Source organism: Alistipes sp. An54 (assembly GCF_002159375.1).
Lineage (GTDB): Bacteria > Bacteroidota > Bacteroidia > Bacteroidales > Rikenellaceae > Alistipes > Alistipes megaguti.
On record NZ_NFIA01000006.1, the window covers coordinates 115,240 to 138,044 of the forward strand.

The following is a 22,805-nucleotide window of genomic DNA, read 5'->3' on the forward strand; positions in this document are numbered from 1 at the left end:
ACCAAACTTCCGCCTCTATTTTTTGGGATCGAGCAAGGGTTTGCCCCGTTGATCCCACGCCTGGAGAAGGGCTACGGCCTGCCGATAGGCGGGGCTCAGGCGGGGATTGATCACGCGGAAATAGGCCTCCATGCCGAAAAGTCGCTGAGCGGCAAGCGCTTTCAACTGCACTCCCATCAACCGGCTGGAGATTTCGAATCCCTTCTTATCGAAATTTACGCCTCGTTTGGCGCCCAAATCAGCAAGTTTTCCGAGAAGCTCACCGGAGGGTTCAAACCCGGCATCCAGACTTTCGAACGTCGGGAAAGCACGCGAGAGCGAATCGCGCGAACGGTCGAGCCAGTCGTTAACGAATTCGGCCACAACACCCCGGCGAATCAATTCGGCATAATAGTCCGAATAGCCGGTCGTATCGGCCTCGGCGAGGATGTCGGGACGGATTCCGCCACCGCCGTAAACGATGCGGCCGGTGCGGAGCGTACGGAATTCCGGAGCCCGGGCGTCGAGCGAATCCCGCACCGCGTCGTCGTAACGGCGCAGATGGTCGAGGTAATATTCGCGGCGTTTTCCGTTTTCGTAGGGGCGCTGGATGACGCGACCCGAGGGGGTATGGTAACGGGCCACGGTGATGCGCACGGCCGAGCCGTCCGAGAGTCCGATCTGCCGCTGCACGAGCCCCTTTCCGAAGCTCGGGCGACCGATGATGACGCCGCGGTCCCAGTCCTGAATGGCTCCGGAGACAATCTCCGAGGCCGAGGCCGACGATTCGTCGATCAGCACCACCAGACCGCCCGTCAGGTCTTCGCCGTTTGCCTGTGCCCGGAACGACGAAGCGGGAATGGCCCGTCCCTCGGTGGAGACGATCGTGGCGCCGCGCGGCAGGAAGAATCCGGCCATTTCGATGGCCTGTTCGAGCAAACCGCCCCCGTTTCCGCGCAGATCGAGGATCATCTTCTGCGGACGGCCCATCTTCCGGTACCCCTCGCGGAATTCATCCATGGTGGTATGCCCGAAACGGTTGACTTTGATGTATCCGATGTCGTCGCCGACGCGGTAGGCGGCATCGACGGTATTGAGCGGAATCCTGTCGCGTACGATTACAAAGTGGAGCTGCCCGGGCGTACCGTGACGGACGACATCGATTTCGACCTTCGTACCGGTCTTGCCGCGCAGGTGTTTGGGGACCTCCGTGCGGGTCATGCCCACGGCCTGCAACGTGTCGATACGCACGATGCGGTCGTTGGCGCGCACGCCGACCCGCTCGGCCGGACCTCCGGCGATCGTATTGACGACGATGATCGTGTCACGCAGGACGTTGAACTCCACACCGATGCCGCTGAATTCGCCTTCGAAACTCTCCGTGACACCGCGCATCTCCTCCGCATCGAGATAGGCCGAGTGGGGATCCAGCTCCTCGAGCATGCCCCGAATGGCCCCCTCGACCACGGGCTTCATCTCCACGTCATCGACATAGAGCCCCATGAGGTAGCGGTAGACCTGTGCCAGTTTCTGAAACTGCTGCAGATTTTCCTGCCGCAGCTCCTGCTCCGAGAGTGTCTCCTGGGCCGACAGCGTCGACACACCGCAAAGACACAGCAGAATGATCCAAATTTTTCGCATGATTCCGTACTTGCTTATCTAAAAGGAGGGGCCCCGCAAGCGGAGCCCCGAATCAGCCTGTCAGGACAACGCTTGCGCGAGTTCCGCGAAGGACACCTGTCGCTGCTCGCCCGAACGCATATCCTTGACCGTAGCGGCTCCGGCCTCGATCTCCTGTGATCCGACGATCACCACATAGGGGATTGCGCGGCGGTTGGCATACTCCATCTGTTTCTTCATCTTTCCGGCTTCGGGATAGATCTCGGCCGAGATCCCCTCACCGCGCAGCGTGCGCAGCAGCGGCAGCACGGCGGCCTGTTCCGCCGTTCCGAGGTTCGTGAAAAGCACCCGGGTGGTGCAGTTCACCTCTTCGGGGAAGAGTCCGAGCCCGGTCATCACGTCGTAGATGCGGTCGGCGCCGAACGAGATGCCCACGCCCGAGAGATTGGGCAGACCGAAAATACCGGTCAGATCGTCGTAGCGGCCGCCTCCGCAGATCGAACCGATGGCAAAATCCAGCGCCTTGACCTCGAAGATGGCTCCCGTATAGTAGTTCAAACCGCGTGCCAGCGAGAGGTCGAGCTCCACCCGGAGGTCGATCCCCAGCCGCTCGACATGTCCGAAGATGGTCTCCATCTCCTCGATGCCCTTCAGACCGGTCTCCGACGCAGCCAGCACCTCACGCAGCTGACTGAGCTTCTGGTGATTGTCACCGCTCAGTTCGAGAATCGGCTGAAGTCGGTCGACCGCCGTCTGCTCCAGACCGCGTTCGAAGAGTTCGGCCTTGACGTTCTCCAGCCCGATCTTTTCGAGCTTGTCAATGGCTACCGTGATATCCATCATCTTGTCGGCATGGCCGATGGCCTCGGCAATGCCGTAGAGGATCTTGCGGTTGTTCATCTTCAGCGCCACGCGGATGCCCAGCGCCTTGAAGACCCGCTCAACGATCTCCACCAGTTCGACCTCGCACAACAGCGAACGCGTGCCGATCACATCGACGTCGCACTGGTAGAACTCGCGATAGCGGCCCTTCTGGGGACGATCGGCCCGCCATACGGGCTGAATCTGGTAACGCTTGAAGGGGAAGGTCAACTCGCCCTGATGCTGCACGACGTAGCGGGCAAAGGGGACCGTCAGGTCGTAGCGCAATCCCTTCTCGCAGATCTTCGAGGCCTGACGCACCTCGTCGTCCGTCAGTCCCGCGGCGTAGTCGCCCGAATTGAGGATCTTGAAGAGGAGCTTGTCGCCCTCGTCGCCGTATTTGCCCAGCAGCGTCGAGAGGTTCTCCATGGCCGGGGTCTCCAGCGGAGCGAATCCGTAGGTACGGAAGACCCGCTTCACGGTGTCGAAGATATACTGGCGGCGCATCATCTCCGCCGGGGAGAAGTCGCGCGTACCCTTGGGTATGGAAGGTTTCTGTTGTGACATAACTATATGAATTTTTGTTTCATTTTCAGGTATTTTTCCCAATCGGTGTTATCCCGGGCATCCATGTATTTGGGGAACTTCCCGAGCAGGCGCTTCAATGCCACCTCATCGCGTCGGAAGAACAGGACGACCATTTCGCGGATCGCCTCCATTTGTTCCACCTCATACATGCTCACGTAGCGCCGTGCCCGCGTTCTCTCCTCTCCGGGATAGACATATCCGACGAAATAGCCCAACCGGCCCTTGTCGTCAACGGCAGGCGAAATGAAAAACGAACGGTCGGACTTCAAATCCGTCACCGACAGGGTCGGGGAGTTTTTTCTGATCTTCAGCGCCTCGTCCGCCTGATCGTGCCAGGGGAACCGTTCCATTTCGGCGAGGAATCCGTCGACATCACACTTTCCGACCGGTTCCACCTGGTTCGGATCTTCGTGGGCAAGGAGTTGGTCCCAGACAAACACATCGACCGGACGATTGGCCGGCATCCCGCAGGAGAAAAGCCCCAGGCAGAGCAGGAAAAAGGCTGCGATGCGCATTTTATCAGGCCATGAGTTTCTTGTACTTCACGCGGTGGGGCTCCGTATCGCCGCCCTGGGCCCGTTTCCAGGCCTCGTATTCGGAGTAGGTGCCCTGGTAGAAGACCACCTTCGAGTCGCCCTCGAACGAGAGGATGTGCGTGGCGATGCGGTCCAGGAACCAGCGGTCGTGCGAGATGACGACGGCACACCCGGCGAAGTTTTCGAGACCCTCCTCCAGCGCCCGCAGCGTATTGACGTCGATGTCGTTCGTCGGCTCGTCGAGCAGCAGGACATTGCCCTCCTCCTTGAGCGCCAGGGCCAGGTGAAGGCGGTTGCGTTCGCCGCCCGAGAGCATGCCGCACTTCTTCTCCTGATCGGCGCCCGAGAAGTTGAACCGCGCGACATAGGCGCGGGCGTTGACCTGCCGGTTGCCCAGCGTGATGAGGTCCGCACCGCCCGAGATCACCTCGAAGACCGTCTTCTCCGGGTCGATCGACTTGTGCTGCTGGTCGACGTAGGCCAGTTTGACCGTGGGGCCCACGCGGAACGAACCGCTCGTCGGCTGTTCGAGCCCCATGATCATGCGGAAGAGCGTGGTCTTGCCCGTTCCGTTGGGGCCGATGACGCCGACGATGCCGGCGGGCGGCAGCGAGAACTCCAGATGCTCGTACAACACGCGGTCGCCGAAGGCCTTCGAGACGTCGTGCGCCTCGATCACCACGTCGCCCAGACGCGGGCCGTTCGGGATGAAGATCTCGAGCTTCTCCTCCTTCTGCTTCGTATCCTCGTTCATCAGTTTGTCGTAGGCCGACAGACGCGCCTTCGACTTGGCGTGGCGGCCCGACGGCGACATGCGCACCCACTCCAGCTCGCGTTCGAGCGTCTTGCGGCGCTTCGACTCCTGCTTCTCCTCCATGGCCATGCGCTTGGTCTTCTGCTCGAGCCATCCCGAGTAGTTGCCTTTCCAGGGAATGCCCTCGCCGCGGTCCAGTTCGAGGATCCAGCCGGCGACGTTGTCCAGGAAGTAACGGTCGTGCGTCACGGCGATCACCGTACCCTTGTACTGGCGCAGGTGTTGCTCCAGCCAGTCGATCGACTCGGCATCGAGGTGGTTCGTGGGCTCGTCCAGAAGCAGCACGTCGGGCTGCTGCAGCAGCAGGCGGCACAGCGCCACGCGGCGGCGCTCACCGCCCGAGAGCACCTTCACCGACTGATCCGGATCGGGGCAGCGCAGCGCATCCATCGCACGCTCCAGCACGCTGTCCAGCTCCCAGCCGTTGACATGGTCGATCTGCTCGTAGAGTTCGCCCTGACGTTCGATCAGACGGGCCATCGTATCGTCGTCCATCGGCTCGCAGAGCTTCATGTTGATCTCCTCGTACTCCTTCAGCAGGGCGACCGTCGAGGCGCATCCCTCTTCGACCACCTCGCGAACGGTTTTCGAGTCGTCGAGTTTGGGCTCCTGCTCGAGGTAGCCCACCGTGTATCCGGGCGAGAAGACCACTTCGCCCTCGTAGTTCTTGTCGATGCCGGCGATGATCTTCATGAGCGTGGACTTGCCCGCGCCGTTCAGACCGATGATGCCGATCTTGGCCCCGTAGAAGAACGAGAGGTAGATGTTGTTCAGGACTCGTTTCTGATTGGGGAAGGTCTTGCTCACGCCGACCATCGAGAAGATGATTTTTTCGTCTGCCATAGGGTTTTTCGGAAATTTTTCGGTTTTCTGCCAAAGATACGGAGAAATTCCGGATTTTCCCCTTCTGAAGGCTGAATATTTGTGCATGTATCCCGATTCACCCGACGGTGTCGCCTCAAGAAGGGATGCAGCCGAGGCTTCACCGTCGCCGGGCCCGGCGACGCCGCCTTCCGGAGCTCCGCATGCAGCCCTTGATCCGCCCATGCGGCCACAACGCTCCCCTCCGAGGCGACGGTCACCACACGGAGCCTCCAGCCGCCGACACCGTACGCCCCAACAAAAAGTCCCGCTCCTCGGCGAGGAACGGGACCCGATGCCGGAACCGATGCGGAACCGGCCGTGCGATGAATCAATAGTTCTCCTTCTTGGGTTCGAAGTACGACTGCGGGTGCTTGCACGCCGGGCAGAGTTTCGGAGCCTCCTCGGCCTCGATGATGAAACCGCAGTTGCGGCACTGCCACCAGATCTTGCCGTCGCGCTTGAAGAAGTTGCCGTCCGTGAGGCGGCTCAGCAGCTTCAGATAACGGCGCTCGTGCTCGGCCTCGACGATCGAAATCATGCGGAACGCTGCGGCAATCTCGGGGAAACCCTCCTCGTCGGCCACCTGGGCAAATTCGCGGTAGAGCACGTCCCACTCTTCATTCTCACCCTTCGCGGCAGCCAACAGGTTCTCGGCCGTGGTGCCGATCGGACCGGCGGGGTAGCTGGCCGTGATGGTCACTTCACCGCCCTCGAGGAACTTGAAGAAACGCTCGGCGTGCTCCTTCTCCTGCTCGGCCGTCTCGGCGAAGACGCCGGCAATCTGTTCGTAGCCCTCCTTTTTGGCCTTGCTCGAGAAGAAGACGTAACGGCTGCGGGCCTGGCTCTCGCCGGCAAATGCCTTCAACAGATTCTGTTCGGTTCGCGTACCTTTGATGCTCTTTTCCATAACTATAATGTTTAAGTGTGTTAATGTTCGTCTGTTTGGTTCCTTGTGCAAAGATAAGCGATTTTCCGACACTTCGCCAAAAAATTTCGATCGGTAGTTTTTATGCCTCTATTTGCTTCTCTTATATCCGCTTCCGGATGCGGTCAGAGCCTCGACGTCGGCCCGGAACAGTCCGTAGGCCGCCGGCAGCGACATCGTGTCGGCCGCTTCGGGCGGCAGGATGCGGTAGCGGGGCAGGGCCACCCAGACGGGCGTCGTCTCCAGACGGCACGTCATCCGGCCGTCGGGATGGCGCACGGCCTCGACTTCGGCCACCAGACCGCCGTCGGTGTAGCGGCGGCGCTGGTTCGAGACCAGATTTCCCAGCGAGTAGAGCACCACGTGCGAGGAGTCCGCCTCCCAGGGCTGCACCACGTGGGGATGGCTTCCGACCACCACGGCGACCCCCTGGCGGCGCAGGAAGGCGGCCAACTGCCGCTGCGAGGCGTTTGCCTGCCGTTCGTATTCCACGCCCCAGTGGAGGCAGGCGACGATCAGATCGACACCCCGACGCCGTGCCGCCGCCAGATCCCGCGCCATCTGCAGCGTGTCGATCCGGTTGACGATCATCCCCTGCGGAACGGGCATGCCGTTGGTGCCGTACGTGTAGTTGACCAGCGCAATCCGTATGCCGTGGCGCGTGAGGTAAAGCGGGTTGTTCTGCCGATAATCAACACTGTCCACAAAGACTCCCGTATGTCGGATTCCACAACGGTCCAACTCCTCGATGCCGGTTCGGATTCCGTCGGCTCCGCCGTCGCAGCAGTGGTTGTTGGCCATCACGGCCACATCGACCCCCGCCTCGCGCAGGGCGTCGGCCAGCGCTACGGGCGAACGGAAGAGCGGATAGCCCGTATAGCGGGCCGTGCGGGTAAGCGTCGTTTCGAGATTGACAACCGCCAGGTCGGCCGCCTGCATCCGGGGAGCCAGAGCTGCAAAAACGGGGCCATAGTCGAAACCCGTGCCGCTGCGGGCCGCCTCGACCTGCGGCAGATGCTGCATGACATCACCGCCGAACCACAAGCGCACCCGCTGGGGCGGCGGCACGCGTCCCGGTCCGGACCATCCGTCCGGTTGTGCGGCGTGTTCGACGGGACGTCCCGCAGGAGTGCAGCATGTTGCCAGAATCAGCAGGAAAGCGAGCGGTCGGATTCGGCGCAGGGTCATCTTCAGTACAGGGATTTCGAGGTTCGGGGTTCGGGGTTCGGGATTCGGGTTGCGGCAGGATCGAACCGGCAGGGTAGTTCCTGGCCGGGGCGGTTATTGGCGGGATGATTCCGGAGCGTTTCGCCGGGGATTCTTCGGAAACCACCCCTTGGCGACGCGCTGCCGCTGTTCGAAGAGTTCGCCGATCGACCAGAGCGACGAGGCGCCCCAGACGGCCAGCAGCGTCGACCACAGAATGTGCCTTACGGCAATCGAGCCGGCGATGGCCGCCAGCCCCATGACGAGGAAGATCCACCAGATCTTCACCCCGAAGTAGTATTCGCCCTTGATGACCAGCGGATGAAACAGCCCGATGATCAGGAACGTGGCAATGCCGATCACCAGTCCCGTCAGATTGTATTGCGCAAGAAAGTCCATGATTTCTGACTGACAGTTATTTTCAGTGGTTTATCTCCATCTTTTCGCGAAGTGCACGCAGGTCCTCGCCCGAGGGGCGTTGATAGAGTCGCAGCCCGAACTCCGGAAGCACGGCCAGCAGGTGATCGAAAATCTCCGACTGCAGCGCCTCGTAGGCGGTCCACTCCGTCGTACGCGTGAAGCAGTAGACCTCGAGCGGAAGTCCCTCGGACGTAGGCTGCAACATTCGGACCATCTGCATCAGATCGGGATGGATGCCCGGATTGCGCTTCATGCAGCGACGGATATAATTCCGGAAAACCGACAGATTGACAACCGGTTGCCCGTCCGTTGCGGGTTCGGTCTCCAGAAGCCCTTTCCGCCGCAATGACTCCAGTTCGTCGGCCGTGCAGAAGCGTACCGTCGAGGCATCGATGAACAGCGAACGCTTGATGCGCCGTCCTCCGGCCTCACGCATTCCGCGCCAGTTCTGAAACGAATCACTCACCAGCGCATAGGGCGGAATCGTCGTGATCGTCTTGTCGAAGTTCTGGATCTTGACCGTCGTGAGGGTCACCTCCGTAACGAAGCCGTCGGCGCCGTACTTCTGCATCGTGATCCAGTCGCCCGGACGCAGCATGTCGTTGGCCGACAGCTGCACGCCGGCCACCAGTCCCAGGATGCTGTCGCGGAAGATCAGCATCAGGACGGCGGCCGACGCCCCGAGTCCGGCCAGGATCGTCGTGGCGTCGCGGCCGATCAAAATGCTCACGATGAGAATCGCCCCGACACAGAAGGCCAGCAGCTTGATCATCTGATAGATTCCCTTCAGCGGGCGGTTGCGCAGCGACTCGTGCTGGGTCGAGATCTCATGCAGCGTGTCCAGAAAGGCGCTCAGCAGCATCAGCACCGCCACGATCAGATAGATCAGGCACACCTTGCGTGCGAGATCCAATGCCACGGGCATATCGTAGAGCACCGCTCCGAGCAGCATGTACCAGATGATCGGCGGGATCAGCCGGGCCATCGACCGCATCATCCGGTCGTTGAACAGATAGTTGTCCCACATGGCTTTGGTGCGTTGGCTGAGGCGCTGCAGCGCCGGGGCGATCAGGCATCGAAAGAGTTTGGCCGCCAGCCACGAAAGAAGCACCACACCGGCCAGCAGCAGCGTGCGGGTGGTCCATTCGATCTGTACCGGGCTCCAGCCCAGGCCGGAGAGCCAGTCGGCAATCGGCGTATTGAGTTCTTCCATCGTTCGGGTCGGGTTGGGCCGCGTCGGGCTCCCGGACAGGGGCCTTCGGCGGAGGTTCGGGAGCAAAGATACGAAAAGACCGGCGCCGAGACAAATGAAAACCCGTTTTTCGGGGTCGAACCCGTCGGGAAAACGCTCCGTCGGGTGCTGCCGACAAAAAACGGCCCCGCACAAGTGGGGGCCGTCTCCAAGAGAATCCGTTCGGGAGTTTAGAAATTATACTGCAGCATCACCTGAGCCCGGTTGGCATGACCTTCGTTGTCGTTCATGTCCGTGCGCGTACCGTAGAGATACTCGGCGGCAATGCGGCAACGCGAATTGAGCGCATAGAAGATGTTGCCGAACATGTATTGTCCCTGTTTGTATTCATCGGCGGCATAGTAGCCGTTCTTCTTCTCGACGTTCACCACCGAACTGCCGCACGAAAGGAAGAGACGCGGCGTGAGGTTGAACTGGGCCGAAAGCTGCCAGCCCCACATCGGCATGGTCTGAATCTGTTCAGCATTTTCGGGATTGGGCGTAAAGTCGAGTCCCGAGCCGGTGAGATCCTGGATATAGGGGGTGATACCCTCGCCGTAGACGCCGTTCATGAAGAGGCGCAGCCATCGGCAGGTCTTGATCGTACCGCTGAACTGAACGCCCCAGCCCAGCAGCGAGGTGTTGTTGCCCGTGCGCAGGTTGTGCAGATACATGTTGCGCAGGACGCCCGATGCCCGGATATGGCTGTCGCGGTCGGCTCCCCAGGCATACTGCAGGTAGAGCGGCACGTCGGGAACCCGCTGGCGCAGCGAGGCGAAATTGTCGTTGTAGGTACCGCTGACGTTGGGCATCTCGGCCGCAATACCGAAGGTCATGTGGTCGCGGGCGAACGTCTTCTCGTAACGGATCATCGTTGCGAAGTTGAAGTTGTAGGCGTTCGGACCCTGGAAATCAATGGTCATAGGGGCGGCCGTCAGATCGCAGAAGGTCGTTACGTCGCGGCCCAGCGTGAAGCCCAGCATCGAGACGTAGGCCGAACGCACTCGCGGCGTATAGCTGCCCGGAGCCCCGCCGCGGAAGTCGGCATCCATGAAGATCACCACACGTCCCAGCGTTGCGGTATTCGTCACGGCCTTCATGTAGAGCCGCGAAGTCGAGGCATCCATGATCAGTTTCTGGCGCGTATCATAGCTGCTCGTGGTCGAGATGTCGTAGGGAATGAAGTCGAGGTTGTTCGAGATACCCTCGAAGTCGTAGCCGGCGCGCAACTGCACGAAACCGCCCAATGCAAACGAGAAGTGGTTGTTCTTCGTGGCGAAGATGAACTGGGGCTTCTCAGCCTGCTGGAAACCGGGTCGATGCGTATCAAGATAATCCTGTGTGGCCTGGTTCATCGCCTGGTTGTTCATCGCCACGGCACGCTGAACCGCCGAGGGCGAATAGTAGATCGTATCGGTCTGATGCAGCGAGATGAGATAGACCGTCGGAGAATAGTCTCCGCGCATGGCCCGGCGTTCGTGACGCTGGGCCGAGGCCGTGCCCGCAAGCAGCAGGGCGACAAGAAGAAGTCGGAATGTTTTCATAAGCCTGTAAAAATGGTTTCGTTAATGTTCTTTCCCGTTCTCAAGGAGTTGATGTTCACCGGCAATTTCGCAAGTTATATGCCAAAGAAATTTCGGAGCTCTGCAAATTTTTCTATCTTTGTTTCCCGGGGCTCAGGATGAGGCGTTCCGATGCCACGTTTCGGAGGGGGCCGAGTCGGTTCACAAGGGGTCAAGAGACCGCTTCACGGCAAAAAGGCCGCTGAATCCCGGCCGACGGATACCCCTTTGCCGAAAGGCTCGGCAGCAATACGATTTTCCGGGCTACACCGTTATAGTTATATATAATACATACAAACAAACTGGATGGAAAGATGCTTCTGACACTGACTTTGATACTTACCCTGGCTGCTTTTGCGGCCGACTGGATCCATTTCCGCCGTCAGCGCCGCCGCGGAACCCCCGCACGTCGGGTTCTGATCGGCTGGGCTCTGGCAACCGATGCGCTGCCGCTGGTCTCGGCGCTTGTCGGAGCCGTGAGCCGCGATAACTCTCCGGCTCTGATGACCCTCTACATGTGGCTCATCTGGGCATGGATCGTCACGGTCATCCCGCGGCTGCTCTACTATGTGTTCCACTTCCTGAAACTGCGCCGCACGGGAGTGGCGCTGGCCGCCCTGCTGACACTCTTTCTGGTGTGGGGCACCACCCTTGGACGCACGCGAATCCGTGTGAACCGGGTCGAGATCTGCTCCGACCGCATCCCCGCAGTCTTCGACGGATTCCGTTTCGTGCAGTTCTCCGACGCCCACGTCGGGGCACTCGTGCGGCCCGAACGCGAACTCACCCGGCTCGCCGATACGATCAATGCGCTGCATCCCGATGCCGTCTTCTTCACGGGCGATCTGGTCAACATCCGTTCGGCGGAGCTCGACGCTCAGACAATGGCCCTGCTGCAGCGCATCGAGGGCCCGGTTTGGTCGGTGACGGGCAACCACGACGTCGGCACCTACATCCACGATTCGATCCGCTTCCCAGCCGATGTCGAAGCCCGTACGGTCGTCGAACGGCAGCGGGCGATGGGGTGGTGCGTGCTGGAGGATACGACCGTCTATCTGCGGCGCGGCGGCGACAGCATCTCGCTCACGGGCATCTCGTTCGACCCGGCCCTGCGCAAGCGCCGTCACGACCGCCATCTGCCGGCCGACAACCTGCCCGAAATCTATGCGGGCGTACCCGAATCGTCGTACAACATCACGCTGGTCCATCTGCCGCAGCTCTGGGAACTGGTCACGGCGGCCGGACGCGGCGACCTGACCCTCTCGGGACATGTTCATTCGATGCAGTTCAAGATCCGCCCCTGGGGGCGCGGCTGGTCGCCCGCCCGGTGGATCTACGACCGCTGGAGCGGCCGTTACGACGAGGGGCGGCACACCCTTTATATCAACGACGGCACGGGATACGTCGCCTATCCGATGCGTCTCGGCGCCTGGCCCGAAGTCACACTCTTTACCCTGAAGCGATGCGAATAACCCTCTCCTTTGCCACGACGGCCGACGGATACCTCGATGACCGGAGCGACCGGCGGCTGATGATCTCCACGCCCGAAGACTGGGCGGAGGTTCTGCGCCTGCGGGCCCGGCAGGACGCCATTCTGGTCGGCGCCGAAACGCTGCGCCGCGACAATCCGGCCCTGCTGCTGCACAATCCCGACGCACGGCTCCGGCGCATGACCGACGGCCTGCGCCCCGATCTGACCAAAGTGACCGTAACACGTTCGGGAAGACTCGATCCGGCGATGAAGTTCTTCACCGAGGGCGATGCCGACCGGTACGTATTCTCGGAGCGGGAACTCCCTGCGATCGAGCCTTTTGCAACGGTCATCTCAAGCCATGGTCCGCTGACGGCCGCCTTCGTGGTCACCGAACTCGAACGGCGCGGCATCGGAAGCCTGCTGGTCGAGGGCGGCGCCGAGGTCCTGCGCATGTTTCTCGACGCGGGGCTGGCCGATGTCGTGCGGCAGGCGGTCAATCCGGCCCTGTATCTCGGCGAAGCGCAGGGCGGCGCGCGATTCCTCTTCGAACCGCCCAAGGAGGCCTGGTGCACGACGGAGAACCTCGGAGGCATGGAGGTGCTGACGGCCGTTCTGCACCCCGACACCCGAAAGGAGGATCTGGTATGGCTGACGCGTGCCACGCAGGAGGCTTTCCGCTGCACGCCCTGCGATTCGTGCTACTGCGTGGGGGCGGTGATCGTCCTGCGCGACGGCCGTACCTTCACGGGCTACACCCACGAAACCTCACCCACGCATCACGCCGAACAGGAGGCCCTGGCCAAGGCCCTGGCAGCCGGTGCCGGAGCCGATCTGCACGGTGCGGCGATCTACTCCTCGATGGAGCCCTGCTCGAAGCGCAGCAGCGAACCCGAAAGCTGTACGCAGCTGATCCTCCGCTACGGATTCGCGCGCGTGGTCTTTGCGGCCTACGAACCCGACTGTTTCGTGCAATGTCAGGGCGCTCAGCAACTTCGAGAAGCCGGTGTCGACGTGAGGGTCTACCCCGAGCTGGCGCAGGCCGTACGCAAGGCCAATGCCCATCTGGAACGTTGATTCGGTACGATTTGTGTTCGTTATGGACTAAAAATGTTCTAAAGTGCCGGTCAGGCGCAATTCTTGCCGCCGGATTGCCTATATTTGCGGAATCAAAGATTTTCAACCTATGAAAAAAGCTTTTACGATCCTCCTTGCGGCTTCGGTGGCGGGCCCGGCGCCCCTCTTCGCCCAGTCCTCGGGACAGATGATCTCCCTCGAGGAGGCGATCACCGTGACCCTGACCGAGAATCCCGCTCTGAAGGCCGCCGCCTACGAGGAGCGGGCCGCACAGCAGGAACGTCGCGCCGCAATCGGTCTGCGCATGCCGCAGATCAACCTCACGGGCGCTTACGCCTACATGCAGAAGGACATCGGACTCGACTTCAACGACATGAAGGGGCCCGTCAAGGATTTTACGGGCAAGGTGCTCGGCAGCGGAATCATCACCGACCCGGCGCTGTTGCAGGGAATTCAGGGGCTGCTCAACCCGATGATGAATGCCGACTGGTTCCTCTCGCTGCAGGACCAGAGCCTCGGATTCGTCGGCGGCGAGGTGACCCTCCCGATCTGGATGGGCGGCAAGATCAACGCCGCCAACCGCGCCGCGAAGATCAATGAAAAGACGGCCGTCGAACAAGGCAACCAGACCCGCAACGCGCTGATCTCGGAGCTCGTCGAACGTTACTTCGGACTGGCGCTGGCACGTCAGGTCGTCCTCGTGCGGCAGCAGGTCGTCGACGGCGTGCGCCGCCACCTGGAGGATGCCCGGGCGCTGGCCCGAAACGGCATGATCGCCCAGAGCGAACTCCTCTACGTGGAGTTCAAGATGGCCGAGGCCGAACGCGAACTGGCCAATGCCCGCCTGCAGGCCGAGACCATCGCCAGCGCCCTGTCGAACACCCTCGGCAAGGAGAACGACTGGCAGCCCGTCACGGCCATGTTCATGCTCTCCGAAGTCGAGGAGCTGGCCTATTACCAGGATCTGGCACAGGCCCGCAACCCGCTACTCACGCAGGTCTCGCTCAAACGCCAGCTGGCCGAGGAGGGGATGCGCGCCCAGCGGGCCGGATTCCTGCCGCAGGTGGTGGCCATGGGCGGCGGATCGTTCTATAATTATCAGGTGGCAGGGTTCATCCCCCGGTGGGCCGTGGGAGTCGGCGTGAACATCAAGCTCTTCGACGGTCTGAACCGTGAATACAAGTACTCGGCCGCCCGGCAGACCGTGCGCCGCGTCGGCGAACTGCAGAACAAGGCCGGACAGGATGTCTCGGTACTGGTCGAGAAACTCTACAACCAGATGATGAACTACCGCAACCAGATGACCTCGATCGACGCTTCGCTGGCCTTCGCCGAGGAGTATCTGCGCATGAAGAATGCGGCGTTCCTCGAGGGGATGAGTTCGTCGTCGGATCTGATCGACGCCGAGCTGAATCTGGCCGCCGTTCGCACCGAACGCCTGCAGGCCGCCTACAACTACGACCTGCTGCTGGCCCAGCTGCTCGAGGCTTCGGGCATCAGCGAGGAGTTCGCCGCCTATGCCCGCCGCAGCGATGCCCGTCCCATTCTTTTCGACAAAAAATAATACAGACTCGATATGAAACGAAACAACGTTATCGGAATTCTCGTGACCGCACTGGTCATCATTCTGGCGGTCGTACTGGTCAGCTGGTATCTCGACAGGCGGACCCCGATGCTGATTCAGGGTACGGTCGAATGCACTACCTACAAGGCTTCGTCGAAGGTCCCCGGACGTATCGACGACATGAAGGTCGAAGAGGGCGAGCGGGTCGAAAAGGGACAGCTGCTCTACACGCTCTCGACCCCCGAACTGGATGCCAAACTCCAGCAGGCGCAGGCCGTGAAGAGCGCCGCGTCGGCCCTGGATCAGGCAGCGCTGGCCGGAGCCCGCGTGCAGCAGATCGAGGCCGCCATGAACATGTGGCAGAAGGCGCAGGCCGGGCTCGAACTGGCCCGCAAGACGCTCGACCGGGTGCAGAACCTCTACAATCAGGGGGTCATCCCTGCGCAGAAACTCGATGAGGCCACGGCCAACTACCAGGCCATGGAGGCCACGGCCCAGGCCGCCAAGGCACAATACAATCTGGCCATGGACGGCGCCCGCAAGGAGGACAAGGAGGCCGCCGCAGCCCGCGTCCGCCAAGCCGAAGGGGCCGTCAGCGAGGTCGAATCCTACATCCGCGACGCCATGGTCTATTCGCCCGTCACGGGCGAGGTGTCGACGATCATCGCCGAACAGGGCGAACTGGTCGGCAGCGGCTATCCCGTGGTGGCGATCCTCGACATGAGCGACTTGTGGGTCACCTTCAACGTCAAGGAGACGATGCTGCCCGGCATCAAGACGGGCATGCACTTCACGGGACACGTCCCGGCGCTGGATGCCGACGTGGAGCTCGAGGTGACCTACATCGCCCCGCAGGCCGACTTCGCCACCTGGGCCGCAACCCGGACGCAGGGCGGGTTTGACATCCGCACCTTCGCCATCAAGGCCAAGCCCGTCTCCGAGGTCGAAAACATGCGTCCCGGCATGAGCGTACTCGTCAACTGGGACCAAATCGGCAAATAGGCAATGCCCGGATTCTTCCAGAACCTCTGTGCCGTCGCCCGGCGCGAAACCCGGCGGTTGATCCATCAGCCGATGTATCTCGTACTGATGGTCATCCTCCCGGTGGTGTCGTTCTCGTTCTTCGCCATTCTGTTCGGGCAGGGAGCCATCCGCAACGTTCCGATCGCCGTGCTCGACGAGGACAACACGACGCTTTCGCGCAAGGTCGTGCAGATGATCGACGAAACCCCTACGGCCATGGTCTCCTACGGCATTCAGGACATGGCCGAGGGCGAACGCCTCATGCGCGAAGGCAAGGTCGTGGCCATTGTCCAGATCCCGGACTCGTTCGAGAAGTCGATCCTGAGCAACTCGCAGACCCACCTCGAAAACTACGTTTCGGGAACCAACATCACGGTCAACGGTCTCCTCTCGAAAGATATCCAGACGGCCGTGACCACCTTCGCGGCCGGCATTCAGCTGCAGCTGCTCATGAAGCAGGGGCTGACCGAGGCGCAGGCCATGGCTCAGCTGATGCCCGTGCGCTTCGACAAGCACGTGTTGTTCAATCCGTACATCAACTACGGATACTATCTGGCCCCGAGCTTCATGCCCATGATGCTGATGATCTTCGTCGTCATGGTGACCATCTTCTCCATCGGCACCGAACTCAAGAACGCCACTTCGCGCGACTGGATCCAGACGGGCGGCGGTTCCATCTGGGCGGCTCTCGTCGGCAAACTGGCCCCGATCACCGCGGTGATGTTCCTCATCTCGCTGGTGATGCTGATCATCAACTTCAAGGTGGTCGGTACGCCGCTGAACGGCAGTCTCGCGGTGATTCTCCTCGGCACGCTGCTCTTCATCCTCGGCTACCAGTCGATCTCGGTGCTGATCGTCTCGCTGCTGGCCAACCTGCGTCTGTCGCTCTCGATCGGCGGCGGATACTCCGTGCTGGCCTTCACCTTCTCGGGACTCACGTTCCCGATCATGGCCATGTGGGAACCCATGCAGTGGGTGAGCCGGATCTTCCCGTTCACCTACTACACGGACATCTTCGTCGATCAGATGCTGCGCGGCACGCCGTGGGTCTATTCGCTGCCCGATTTGGGATGGATGCTGTTGTTCATTGTCTTACCGCTGCTCTGTCTGCCGCGTCTGAAACGCGTCGTCACGGAGGAAAAATTCTGGGGGAGGTTGTGATATGAGTCGCTTTTCGAAACAGATGGCCTCCTACTGGCAGCAGACCGGGGCCGTCATTCGCAACGAATTCCGCACGGTATTCACCGACAAGGGGGTCGTGCTGATTCTGGTCTTTGCACTGCTGATCTATGCCACGGCCTACTCGCTGGCCTACGGATCGCAGGTGCTGCGCAACGTCCCGATCGGCGTGGTCGACGAGAGCCGCACGCCGACAAGCCGCGCCCTGATCGATGCCTTCAATGCCGGACCGAATACCTACGTCGCCTATACCCCCGCATCGATGGAGGAGGCCCGCGAATTGTTCAACGCCCGCAAGATCTACGGCGTGGTCTACATTCCGGCCGACTACGAACGATGCCTCTACGGCGGGCAGCAGGCCAACGTGGCCATCTACTGCGACGCCAGCTACTTCCTGATGTACCGGCAGGTCTTCCAGGAGGTCGTCACCTCGATCGGTCAGACCGGCGCCATGGTCGAATTCCAGCGCCTGGTGGCCAAGGGGGCCAACATCCCGCAGGCACAGGCTACGACGCAACCCGTCATCTACCAGTCGCACAACCTCTTCAACCCCTATCTCGGCTACGGAACCTTCGTCATGCCGGCCATCATCATGGTCATCATCCAGCAGACGATGCTCATCGGCATCGGCATGATCGGCGGCACGTGGCGCGAATTCGGGCTCTACCACAAACTCTGCCCCGCAGGGCGGCGGCGCATGTCGACCCTTCCGATCGTTGCGGGACGAGCACTGGTCTACGCACTGATCTACGCCGTGACGTGCTCGCTCGTACTGGGGCTGCTCTACCGGCTGTTCCACTTCCCGATGAACGGCGATCCGTGGACCGTCGGGATCTTCCTGACAGCCTACGTCGCAGCCTGCATCGCCATGGGCATTGCCGCCTCGACGCTCTTCCGCTACCGCGAGAATTCGCTGCTGCTGATGTTGTGGACTTCGATCCCCGTGCTGATGGTCAGCGGCGTCTCGTTCCCGCGCGAGGGCATTCCCGAGTGGCTCTACAACCTGGGGCAGCTGCTGCCCAGCAGCCACGGCGTCGACGGCTTCATCCGCATCCAGACCATGGGCGCCTCGATTTCGGAGGTCTTCCCCGAAATCAAGTGGCTCATCATCCTCACGATCGTCTACGGCGGTCTGGCCTGCATCGGCATCCATCAGGTCATCCGGCGCGAGCTGCGCCAACGGCAGCAGGAACAAATCCCCGAAAGCTGCGATAAGGAGTAGGGGCGCCCGGGAACACCCTCACGGCCGTCATAGCTCCGCCTCGACATCCGAAGGGGCGCCGGCAAAGGATTTTCGGATCTTCCGAACCGGCCAAAACGTTTCGAGTCAGACTCGCCGCAGCGGGTCTGACTCGTTTTTATTCCGGCGTGCAGCCTCCGGTTGGATTTTTCATTCTCGGGCCGCCGTCCCGCTGGCAGGAACGCCAACGAACAGGCCCTAAGTCTGTTCCGCTACCTCCTTTCCGCAGGCATTTCAGGCCCTCCGGTCCGCTTTCACAAACTCCTCGCAGCGACGCTTCAACGCCTCGGCGTAAGGCCGCCACGAATCCTTGTTGACCGGAATATTCCGCATGGTTATGGGGAATGGCAGATCAAAATCGGGAATCAGCCTCCCGTTCTCCATTTTCATCCGGTTGAAGAAATCGCGCAGGCCTCCCAGGCGGCAGGAACTAACCTCGGCATCCCGCGCTTTTTCGATGTATACGACCGGAGTCTCGAGCCCCAGACACGGCAGGGCACAATGGATCCGCGACGTGATGACCAGTCTGGCCCTTGCATAGAGCCGGATCAGACGCTCCGCCTCCTCCAAACGGGCCCGGTCCGAATCAAACCGGCTCTTGTAACCGGCATCTTCATGCCCTATGTAGGTCGATCCCACGATGATCTCCCGACTGAAGAACCTGGTATATTCCCGATAATAAAGGGCTGTCTCCAATACCTTGCTTATCCATCCCCGATCGGGACGGGCAAATGTCCGATACTTGGGATACAGGGTAAGAATATCTCGCGGATGTCGGAAGATTTCAACCACGGCCTTCAGAATGTTGCTTTTCCCCCCCAGGTGTACCTCATACACCGGATTCACAATATACGTCCTCTCGTCTTTCGACTCCGAGCGATATTTTTCACCGAGAGTCAAGGTCAGACACCCCGAAAAATAGGCTTCCACGCCGTTGTTACGCAGCAACTCCAGGGTGTTCAGATCCCGGCAGCCGATCGGAGCATGCTGCCTCAGATAGGAAAGGCTCGGCGGTGAGAGCAAAACCTCTTTGGCCAGGACGTTCAGATGGAATGCCACAAACAGGGGAGTGATCCTTTCTGAAGGGGGCCAGTTCTTCGGATCATGCATATACCATCCGTTCATAATCACCTTGCATGGTTCGCCGTCGTAATCCTTCAGCTCCATGTCCCGGTCGATGAATCCGTCGACATGCGGGTAATATTGGGCGGCAGCCAATGACTGAATGTAATCGCCAATATTTATGTCCGCCAATCCAGGCCATTTTGAAACCGATAGCAATTTATATTGCATCTTCCCGTATCGTTAAATTGGTATACGCACCGGGGCCCCGCCCCCGCGTTGAAGCGAGCGCCTTGTCGATCCCTGTTGTTGTCTTCTGTCCCTGCAAAGATACGAAAAAACCGGGGCAAAAACAGAAACGCATCTTTGAGCGATTCAAACAAACCCGGGAGGGTAGCGGGTTATTGGCATCCATACGAAAACAGCCGGGGATTGCCCCGGCTGTTTTCGTATCCGCAGAGACGGATCAATGGAAACGCCCCATGGGTGGAGGCCCGCCCGGACCCCGACGTCGCGGGGCATCGCCCATACCCTCGTAATCGCGGATGTCGTGCGACCCCTTCTTGCCGAAACGGCGCAGGTTGTAGGTGAACTGAACCATGTAGTAGCGCCCGATGACGCTGTTCGTGGCATTCTGCGTCCAGCCCGAGCCCGTCGTGCGGACAAAAGACTGGTTCTGGTTCAGCAGATCGTTCACGCCGATCATGATCTCGCCGCGCTGATTGCGGAAGACCTTCTTGCCCAACCACGCATTGCAGAGCAGGTAACTCTCCCGGTAGTCGTTCGTAAAACCGATGTACTGCGTATAGGAGGCACTCGCCGTCAGCGTGAAGCCCAGCGGGAAGATCAGTTTCAGGTTGCCCTGGGCCGTATGGTTGAAGTAGCGGTTCTTGGCCCGGGAGGCATCCATCGAGTTGGTCGCCTCGTTGTAGGTTCCGTTCCACGAGAGGGTGAAGTCGACGTTCTCCGAGATGTTGCTGCCCAGCACGGCCCGGAAATCATACCCCATATTCCGGGCATCGTTGCGCTCTCCGCCCGAAATCAGACCCGTCTCGGGATCAATCTCTCCACCCAGCATGCTCGGCGTCTTGGTGTAGATGACACCCGCTTCAACGTTGAAGTTCGACTTGAGGAAACCGATCGGAAATCCGTAATTCATATGGGTTCGCAACTGCCAGTAGCCGTCGAGATTCGTCGTCGACGAGTAGTAGAGCGGGTTGTAGGTGTTGTTCTCGATCTGCAGCGTTCCCGGATTCTGAATCAACTGGGTGGCCGTGTAGTTCTGCGTGGTGTTCATCGAGAACATCCACATGAAGGTGCGCCCCTTCTCGACGTTCGAATTCACGTAGTGGAAATTCACCCGATGGGTGTACGAAGGCTTCAGGTATTTGTTGCCGTGGGAGATGTTCTGCGCATCCGAGACGTCATAGACGCTCTGCAGTTCGGTGACCGTCGGGCTGTCCGTATACGAGGAGATGAATAACCGCAGCATGTTCTCGCGGTTGATGTTCAGCTCGCCCATCATGAAGTAGGTCACGTTGTCGTACGAATGGGAGATCTTCTCCGAGCCGTTGCGCGTAATCTCGCCGTCGAGCGTCGATCGCTGGTAATAGACGTTGGCGATGAAGCGGCTGCGATCCTTCGCATAGCGGAAGCCCGGACCGACACTCTGCGTCAGATAGCCACTGCGGTAGGAGTTCGACAGCAGCGGATCGGGATTCAGACCGGCAATCGAGAAGGTGTCGTCCGCCGTGATGTAGGAGCGCGTGTCTCGCTCCTGCGAGTTGTAGGTCATCCGGTACTGCAGACTCACCTGTGCATATTTGGCTACGGGTTCCGTGTAGGTGAAGTTCCCGCGGACGTTGTACGACGTCGACGGAGCCAGAGTGCGCAGGTAACGCGGGTCGAAATAGGGGGTCTGATTACCTGTTTCGGGATCCTCGAAAGTTGCATTGGAATCCCAGACGAACGGGTCGTTTCCGGCACCTGGTCGCACTGATGAGACGCTTTGTACGTTCGACCAGGAATTGGAGTTGTTCTGGTTGTCGGAGTAGTTGAACGAACCGTCGAGGGTGATCGTACGTCCCGCCTTGCCCAGTTTGGCCCGGTAGACGGCACTCGTCCCGACGTTATAGCCGTGGCGCAGGGCATCGCTGAAGTTGTCCGTATAGCTGTAGCCGCTGCCGCCGGCCGACGGGGCGCCGAACTGCCAGCCGGTCGTCTGGCTCCACGGATCGTTCGACTGGTAGCTGAAGCGCGGGCGGAGCATCAGGTTCTGGTTCTCCGAAATCTTCCACTCCAGACGGGCATTGAAGCGGTGGTTGAAGCCCCGCGTATCGGAATAACCGCGCGTCATCAACGTGTCGGGGATCATCGGCGCTTCGTACCACTTGTCCGTGGTCGAGTGGTTCACCGTATTGGTGTTGTTGAAAAAATAGCTGCCCTGGAACGTCACCTGGTCGCGTTTGCCCCACGTGTCGGAGTAGTTGACACCGATGGCATTGACCCGCGCCACGCCGCTCTGCGGGCGCGTCATGTACTGACCCACACCGCCGCGACGACCTCCTTTGCCACCCGTCACACCCAGAATATCCTCGAACGAGAAGTTCTGCTGGTTGACGTTGTTGAACAGTCCGAGGAGCGACAGACGGCTGTCACCCGAAAAGATGTTGGCATTTCCGCCGGCCAGATACTTGAAACGCTCTTCGCTGCCCTGTTCGGCATCGTAGCCGAAGCCGGCATAGAGTTTGCCGAACTGACCCTGCCGCATGCCGGGTTTGGTGACGATATTGATCGCCTTGTAGCCTTCGCCGTCGTCCATGCCGGAGAACTCCGCGGCATCGGAGAGCTTGTTGAAGACCTCGACCCGATCCACGGTCTCGGCCGGCAGCGACTTGATGGCCGTCGTGACATCCTCGCCGAAGAACTCCTTGCCGTCGACAAAGATCTTCTTGATCTCCTCGCCCTGGGTTTCAACCACACCGTCCGTCACCGTAATGCCGGGCATCTTCTTCAGCAGGCCCTCGACGTCGGCGTCATTGGTCACCTTGAAGGCCCCGGCATTGTAACTCACCGTGTCGCCCTTCTGCGACGTACGCAGCGCCTTGGCCTCCTTGACCACCGTTTCGATCTGCACGCCCGGCTTCAGACGCAGCGTCCCGAGATTCAGACGCGGGGTCGAGAGGCGGAACGTCGTATCGAGGTTGTTGTAGCCGATGAACGACACCGACAGGGCATACTCTCCGTAAGCCAGGGCCGGAGACGACGCCGCGCCCTTGTAACCCGATGCAAAGCCCTGTTTCTTGTCCGGAGACTTCGTCGGAGAGACGCTCAGCACCGCGCCTACCACGCTGTTTCCGGTATCCGCATCGACAATCGTGGCCGTCACGGTACCCTTTTGGGCGAATACCGCAGCGGAGACAACCGTCAGCAGGGTAGTCATTAGTAAACGTTTCATGCTTATCTGTTTGGTAAATACCTGAATGACAGTTCCTTATCTTTCCATGCGGGAATCCGGCCGCGGCCGATCGCGGAATTAACATGCCATCGGCTTTGCCGTGAGGCCGTTCCATCATGCGAATTT

Annotated in this window: 17 protein-coding genes; 6 read left to right on the forward strand and 11 right to left on the reverse strand. The window is 60.5% G+C overall.

Features of this window, described 5'->3' with window-relative positions; translation table 11 throughout:
* Positions 1–15 precede the first annotated feature (15 nt).
* From B5G09_RS07510 to B5G09_RS07550, 9 genes are all read right to left on the reverse strand, one after another.
* Positions 16–1,620 (reverse strand): S41 family peptidase, encoded by a 1,605-nt coding sequence (locus B5G09_RS07510; RefSeq protein ID WP_087404687.1) that lies wholly within the window; start codon positions 1,618–1,620, stop codon positions 16–18.
* Between the two features lie 60 nt (positions 1,621–1,680).
* On the reverse strand, positions 1,681–3,027 hold the full coding sequence (gene hisS / locus B5G09_RS07515) for a histidine--tRNA ligase (RefSeq protein WP_087404688.1): 1,347 nt from the start codon (positions 3,025–3,027) through the stop codon (positions 1,681–1,683).
* 2 nt (positions 3,028–3,029) lie between these two features.
* Positions 3,030–3,563: a hypothetical protein gene (locus B5G09_RS07520; protein WP_087404689.1), complete on the reverse strand. Its 534-nt coding sequence runs from the start codon at positions 3,561–3,563 to the stop codon at positions 3,030–3,032.
* A 4-nt stretch (positions 3,564–3,567) separates the two neighbouring features.
* The gene (ettA, locus tag B5G09_RS07525) at positions 3,568–5,241 is read right to left on the reverse strand and encodes an energy-dependent translational throttle protein EttA (protein ID WP_087404690.1); all 1,674 of its coding nucleotides are present in this window, start codon (positions 5,239–5,241) and stop codon (positions 3,568–3,570) included.
* Between the two features lie 349 nt (positions 5,242–5,590).
* Complete coding sequence (gene rbr, locus B5G09_RS07530; protein WP_087404691.1) at positions 5,591–6,169, reverse strand: rubrerythrin; 579 nt, start codon at positions 6,167–6,169, stop codon at positions 5,591–5,593.
* A 108-nt stretch (positions 6,170–6,277) separates the two neighbouring features.
* Complete coding sequence (locus B5G09_RS07535) at positions 6,278–7,375, reverse strand: CapA family protein (protein WP_206384426.1); 1,098 nt, start codon at positions 7,373–7,375, stop codon at positions 6,278–6,280.
* Between the two features lie 93 nt (positions 7,376–7,468).
* Positions 7,469–7,792, reverse strand: coding sequence for a DUF4491 family protein (locus B5G09_RS07540; protein ID WP_087404692.1), 324 nt, complete (start codon positions 7,790–7,792; stop codon positions 7,469–7,471).
* 22 nt (positions 7,793–7,814) lie between these two features.
* Positions 7,815–9,026 carry a mechanosensitive ion channel domain-containing protein gene (locus tag B5G09_RS07545; RefSeq protein WP_087404693.1) on the reverse strand — a complete coding sequence of 404 codons (1,212 nt, stop codon included), beginning with the start codon at positions 9,024–9,026 and terminating at the stop codon, positions 7,815–7,817.
* A gap of 209 nt (positions 9,027–9,235) precedes the next feature.
* Complete coding sequence (locus B5G09_RS07550) at positions 9,236–10,588, reverse strand: DcaP family trimeric outer membrane transporter (RefSeq protein WP_087404694.1); 1,353 nt, start codon at positions 10,586–10,588, stop codon at positions 9,236–9,238.
* A 332-nt stretch (positions 10,589–10,920) separates the two neighbouring features.
* Between B5G09_RS07550 and B5G09_RS07555 the strand changes: the two genes are divergently transcribed.
* The 6 genes from B5G09_RS07555 (at position 10,921) to B5G09_RS07580 (ending at position 18,142) form a co-directional block, all read left to right on the forward strand.
* Positions 10,921–12,078, forward strand: coding sequence for a metallophosphoesterase (locus B5G09_RS07555; RefSeq protein WP_087404695.1), 1,158 nt, complete (start codon positions 10,921–10,923; stop codon positions 12,076–12,078).
* Positions 12,069–13,154 carry a dihydrofolate reductase family protein gene (locus tag B5G09_RS07560; RefSeq protein ID WP_087404696.1) on the forward strand — a complete coding sequence of 362 codons (1,086 nt, stop codon included), beginning with the start codon at positions 12,069–12,071 and terminating at the stop codon, positions 13,152–13,154. Before B5G09_RS07555 ends, B5G09_RS07560 begins: the two co-directional genes overlap by 10 nt.
* 187 nt (positions 13,155–13,341) lie before the next feature.
* Positions 13,342–14,718, forward strand: coding sequence for a TolC family protein (locus tag B5G09_RS07565; protein WP_241147610.1), 1,377 nt, complete (start codon positions 13,342–13,344; stop codon positions 14,716–14,718).
* A 12-nt stretch (positions 14,719–14,730) separates the two neighbouring features.
* Positions 14,731–15,720, forward strand: coding sequence for an efflux RND transporter periplasmic adaptor subunit (locus B5G09_RS07570; RefSeq protein ID WP_087404698.1), 990 nt, complete (start codon positions 14,731–14,733; stop codon positions 15,718–15,720).
* A 3-nt stretch (positions 15,721–15,723) separates the two neighbouring features.
* Positions 15,724–16,902, forward strand: a complete 1,179-nt coding sequence (locus B5G09_RS07575) for an ABC transporter permease (RefSeq protein ID WP_087404699.1) — start codon at positions 15,724–15,726, stop codon at positions 16,900–16,902.
* Between the two features lies 1 nt (position 16,903).
* Positions 16,904–18,142, forward strand: coding sequence for an ABC transporter permease (locus B5G09_RS07580; RefSeq protein ID WP_087404700.1), 1,239 nt, complete (start codon positions 16,904–16,906; stop codon positions 18,140–18,142).
* 252 nt (positions 18,143–18,394) lie between these two features.
* Here the strand turns inward: B5G09_RS07580 and B5G09_RS07585 are convergent, their stop codons facing one another.
* Positions 18,395–19,453, reverse strand: a complete 1,059-nt coding sequence (locus B5G09_RS07585) for a polysaccharide pyruvyl transferase family protein (protein WP_087404701.1) — start codon at positions 19,451–19,453, stop codon at positions 18,395–18,397.
* A 235-nt stretch (positions 19,454–19,688) separates the two neighbouring features.
* A complete protein-coding gene (locus B5G09_RS07590; RefSeq protein ID WP_087404702.1) occupies positions 19,689–22,679 on the reverse strand; it encodes an outer membrane beta-barrel protein in 2,991 nt (996 codons plus the stop codon).
* Positions 22,680–22,805 lie beyond the last annotated feature (126 nt).

Coding starts and splice junctions, on each gene's coding strand:
- B5G09_RS07565 (WP_241147610.1), top strand. CDS start 13,342: ATGATCTCCCTCGAGGAGGCGATCACCGTGACCCTGACCGAGAATCCC.
- B5G09_RS07575 (WP_087404699.1), top strand. CDS start 15,724: ATGCCCGGATTCTTCCAGAACCTCTGTGCCGTCGCCCGGCGCGAAACC.
- B5G09_RS07540 (WP_087404692.1), bottom strand. CDS start 7,792: ATGGACTTTCTTGCGCAATACAATCTGACGGGACTGGTGATCGGCATT.
- B5G09_RS07590 (WP_087404702.1), bottom strand. CDS start 22,679: ATGAAACGTTTACTAATGACTACCCTGCTGACGGTTGTCTCCGCTGCG.
- B5G09_RS07555 (WP_087404695.1), top strand. CDS start 10,921: ATGCTTCTGACACTGACTTTGATACTTACCCTGGCTGCTTTTGCGGCC.
- ettA (WP_087404690.1), bottom strand. CDS start 5,241: ATGGCAGACGAAAAAATCATCTTCTCGATGGTCGGCGTGAGCAAGACC.
- B5G09_RS07510 (WP_087404687.1), bottom strand. CDS start 1,620: ATGCGAAAAATTTGGATCATTCTGCTGTGTCTTTGCGGTGTGTCGACG.
- B5G09_RS07520 (WP_087404689.1), bottom strand. CDS start 3,563: ATGCGCATCGCAGCCTTTTTCCTGCTCTGCCTGGGGCTTTTCTCCTGC.
- B5G09_RS07550 (WP_087404694.1), bottom strand. CDS start 10,588: ATGAAAACATTCCGACTTCTTCTTGTCGCCCTGCTGCTTGCGGGCACG.
- B5G09_RS07585 (WP_087404701.1), bottom strand. CDS start 19,453: ATGCAATATAAATTGCTATCGGTTTCAAAATGGCCTGGATTGGCGGAC.
- B5G09_RS07580 (WP_087404700.1), top strand. CDS start 16,904: ATGAGTCGCTTTTCGAAACAGATGGCCTCCTACTGGCAGCAGACCGGG.
- B5G09_RS07535 (WP_206384426.1), bottom strand. CDS start 7,375: ATGACCCTGCGCCGAATCCGACCGCTCGCTTTCCTGCTGATTCTGGCA.
- rbr (WP_087404691.1), bottom strand. CDS start 6,169: ATGGAAAAGAGCATCAAAGGTACGCGAACCGAACAGAATCTGTTGAAG.
- B5G09_RS07560 (WP_087404696.1), top strand. CDS start 12,069: ATGCGAATAACCCTCTCCTTTGCCACGACGGCCGACGGATACCTCGAT.
- hisS (WP_087404688.1), bottom strand. CDS start 3,027: ATGTCACAACAGAAACCTTCCATACCCAAGGGTACGCGCGACTTCTCC.
- B5G09_RS07545 (WP_087404693.1), bottom strand. CDS start 9,026: ATGGAAGAACTCAATACGCCGATTGCCGACTGGCTCTCCGGCCTGGGC.
- B5G09_RS07570 (WP_087404698.1), top strand. CDS start 14,731: ATGAAACGAAACAACGTTATCGGAATTCTCGTGACCGCACTGGTCATC.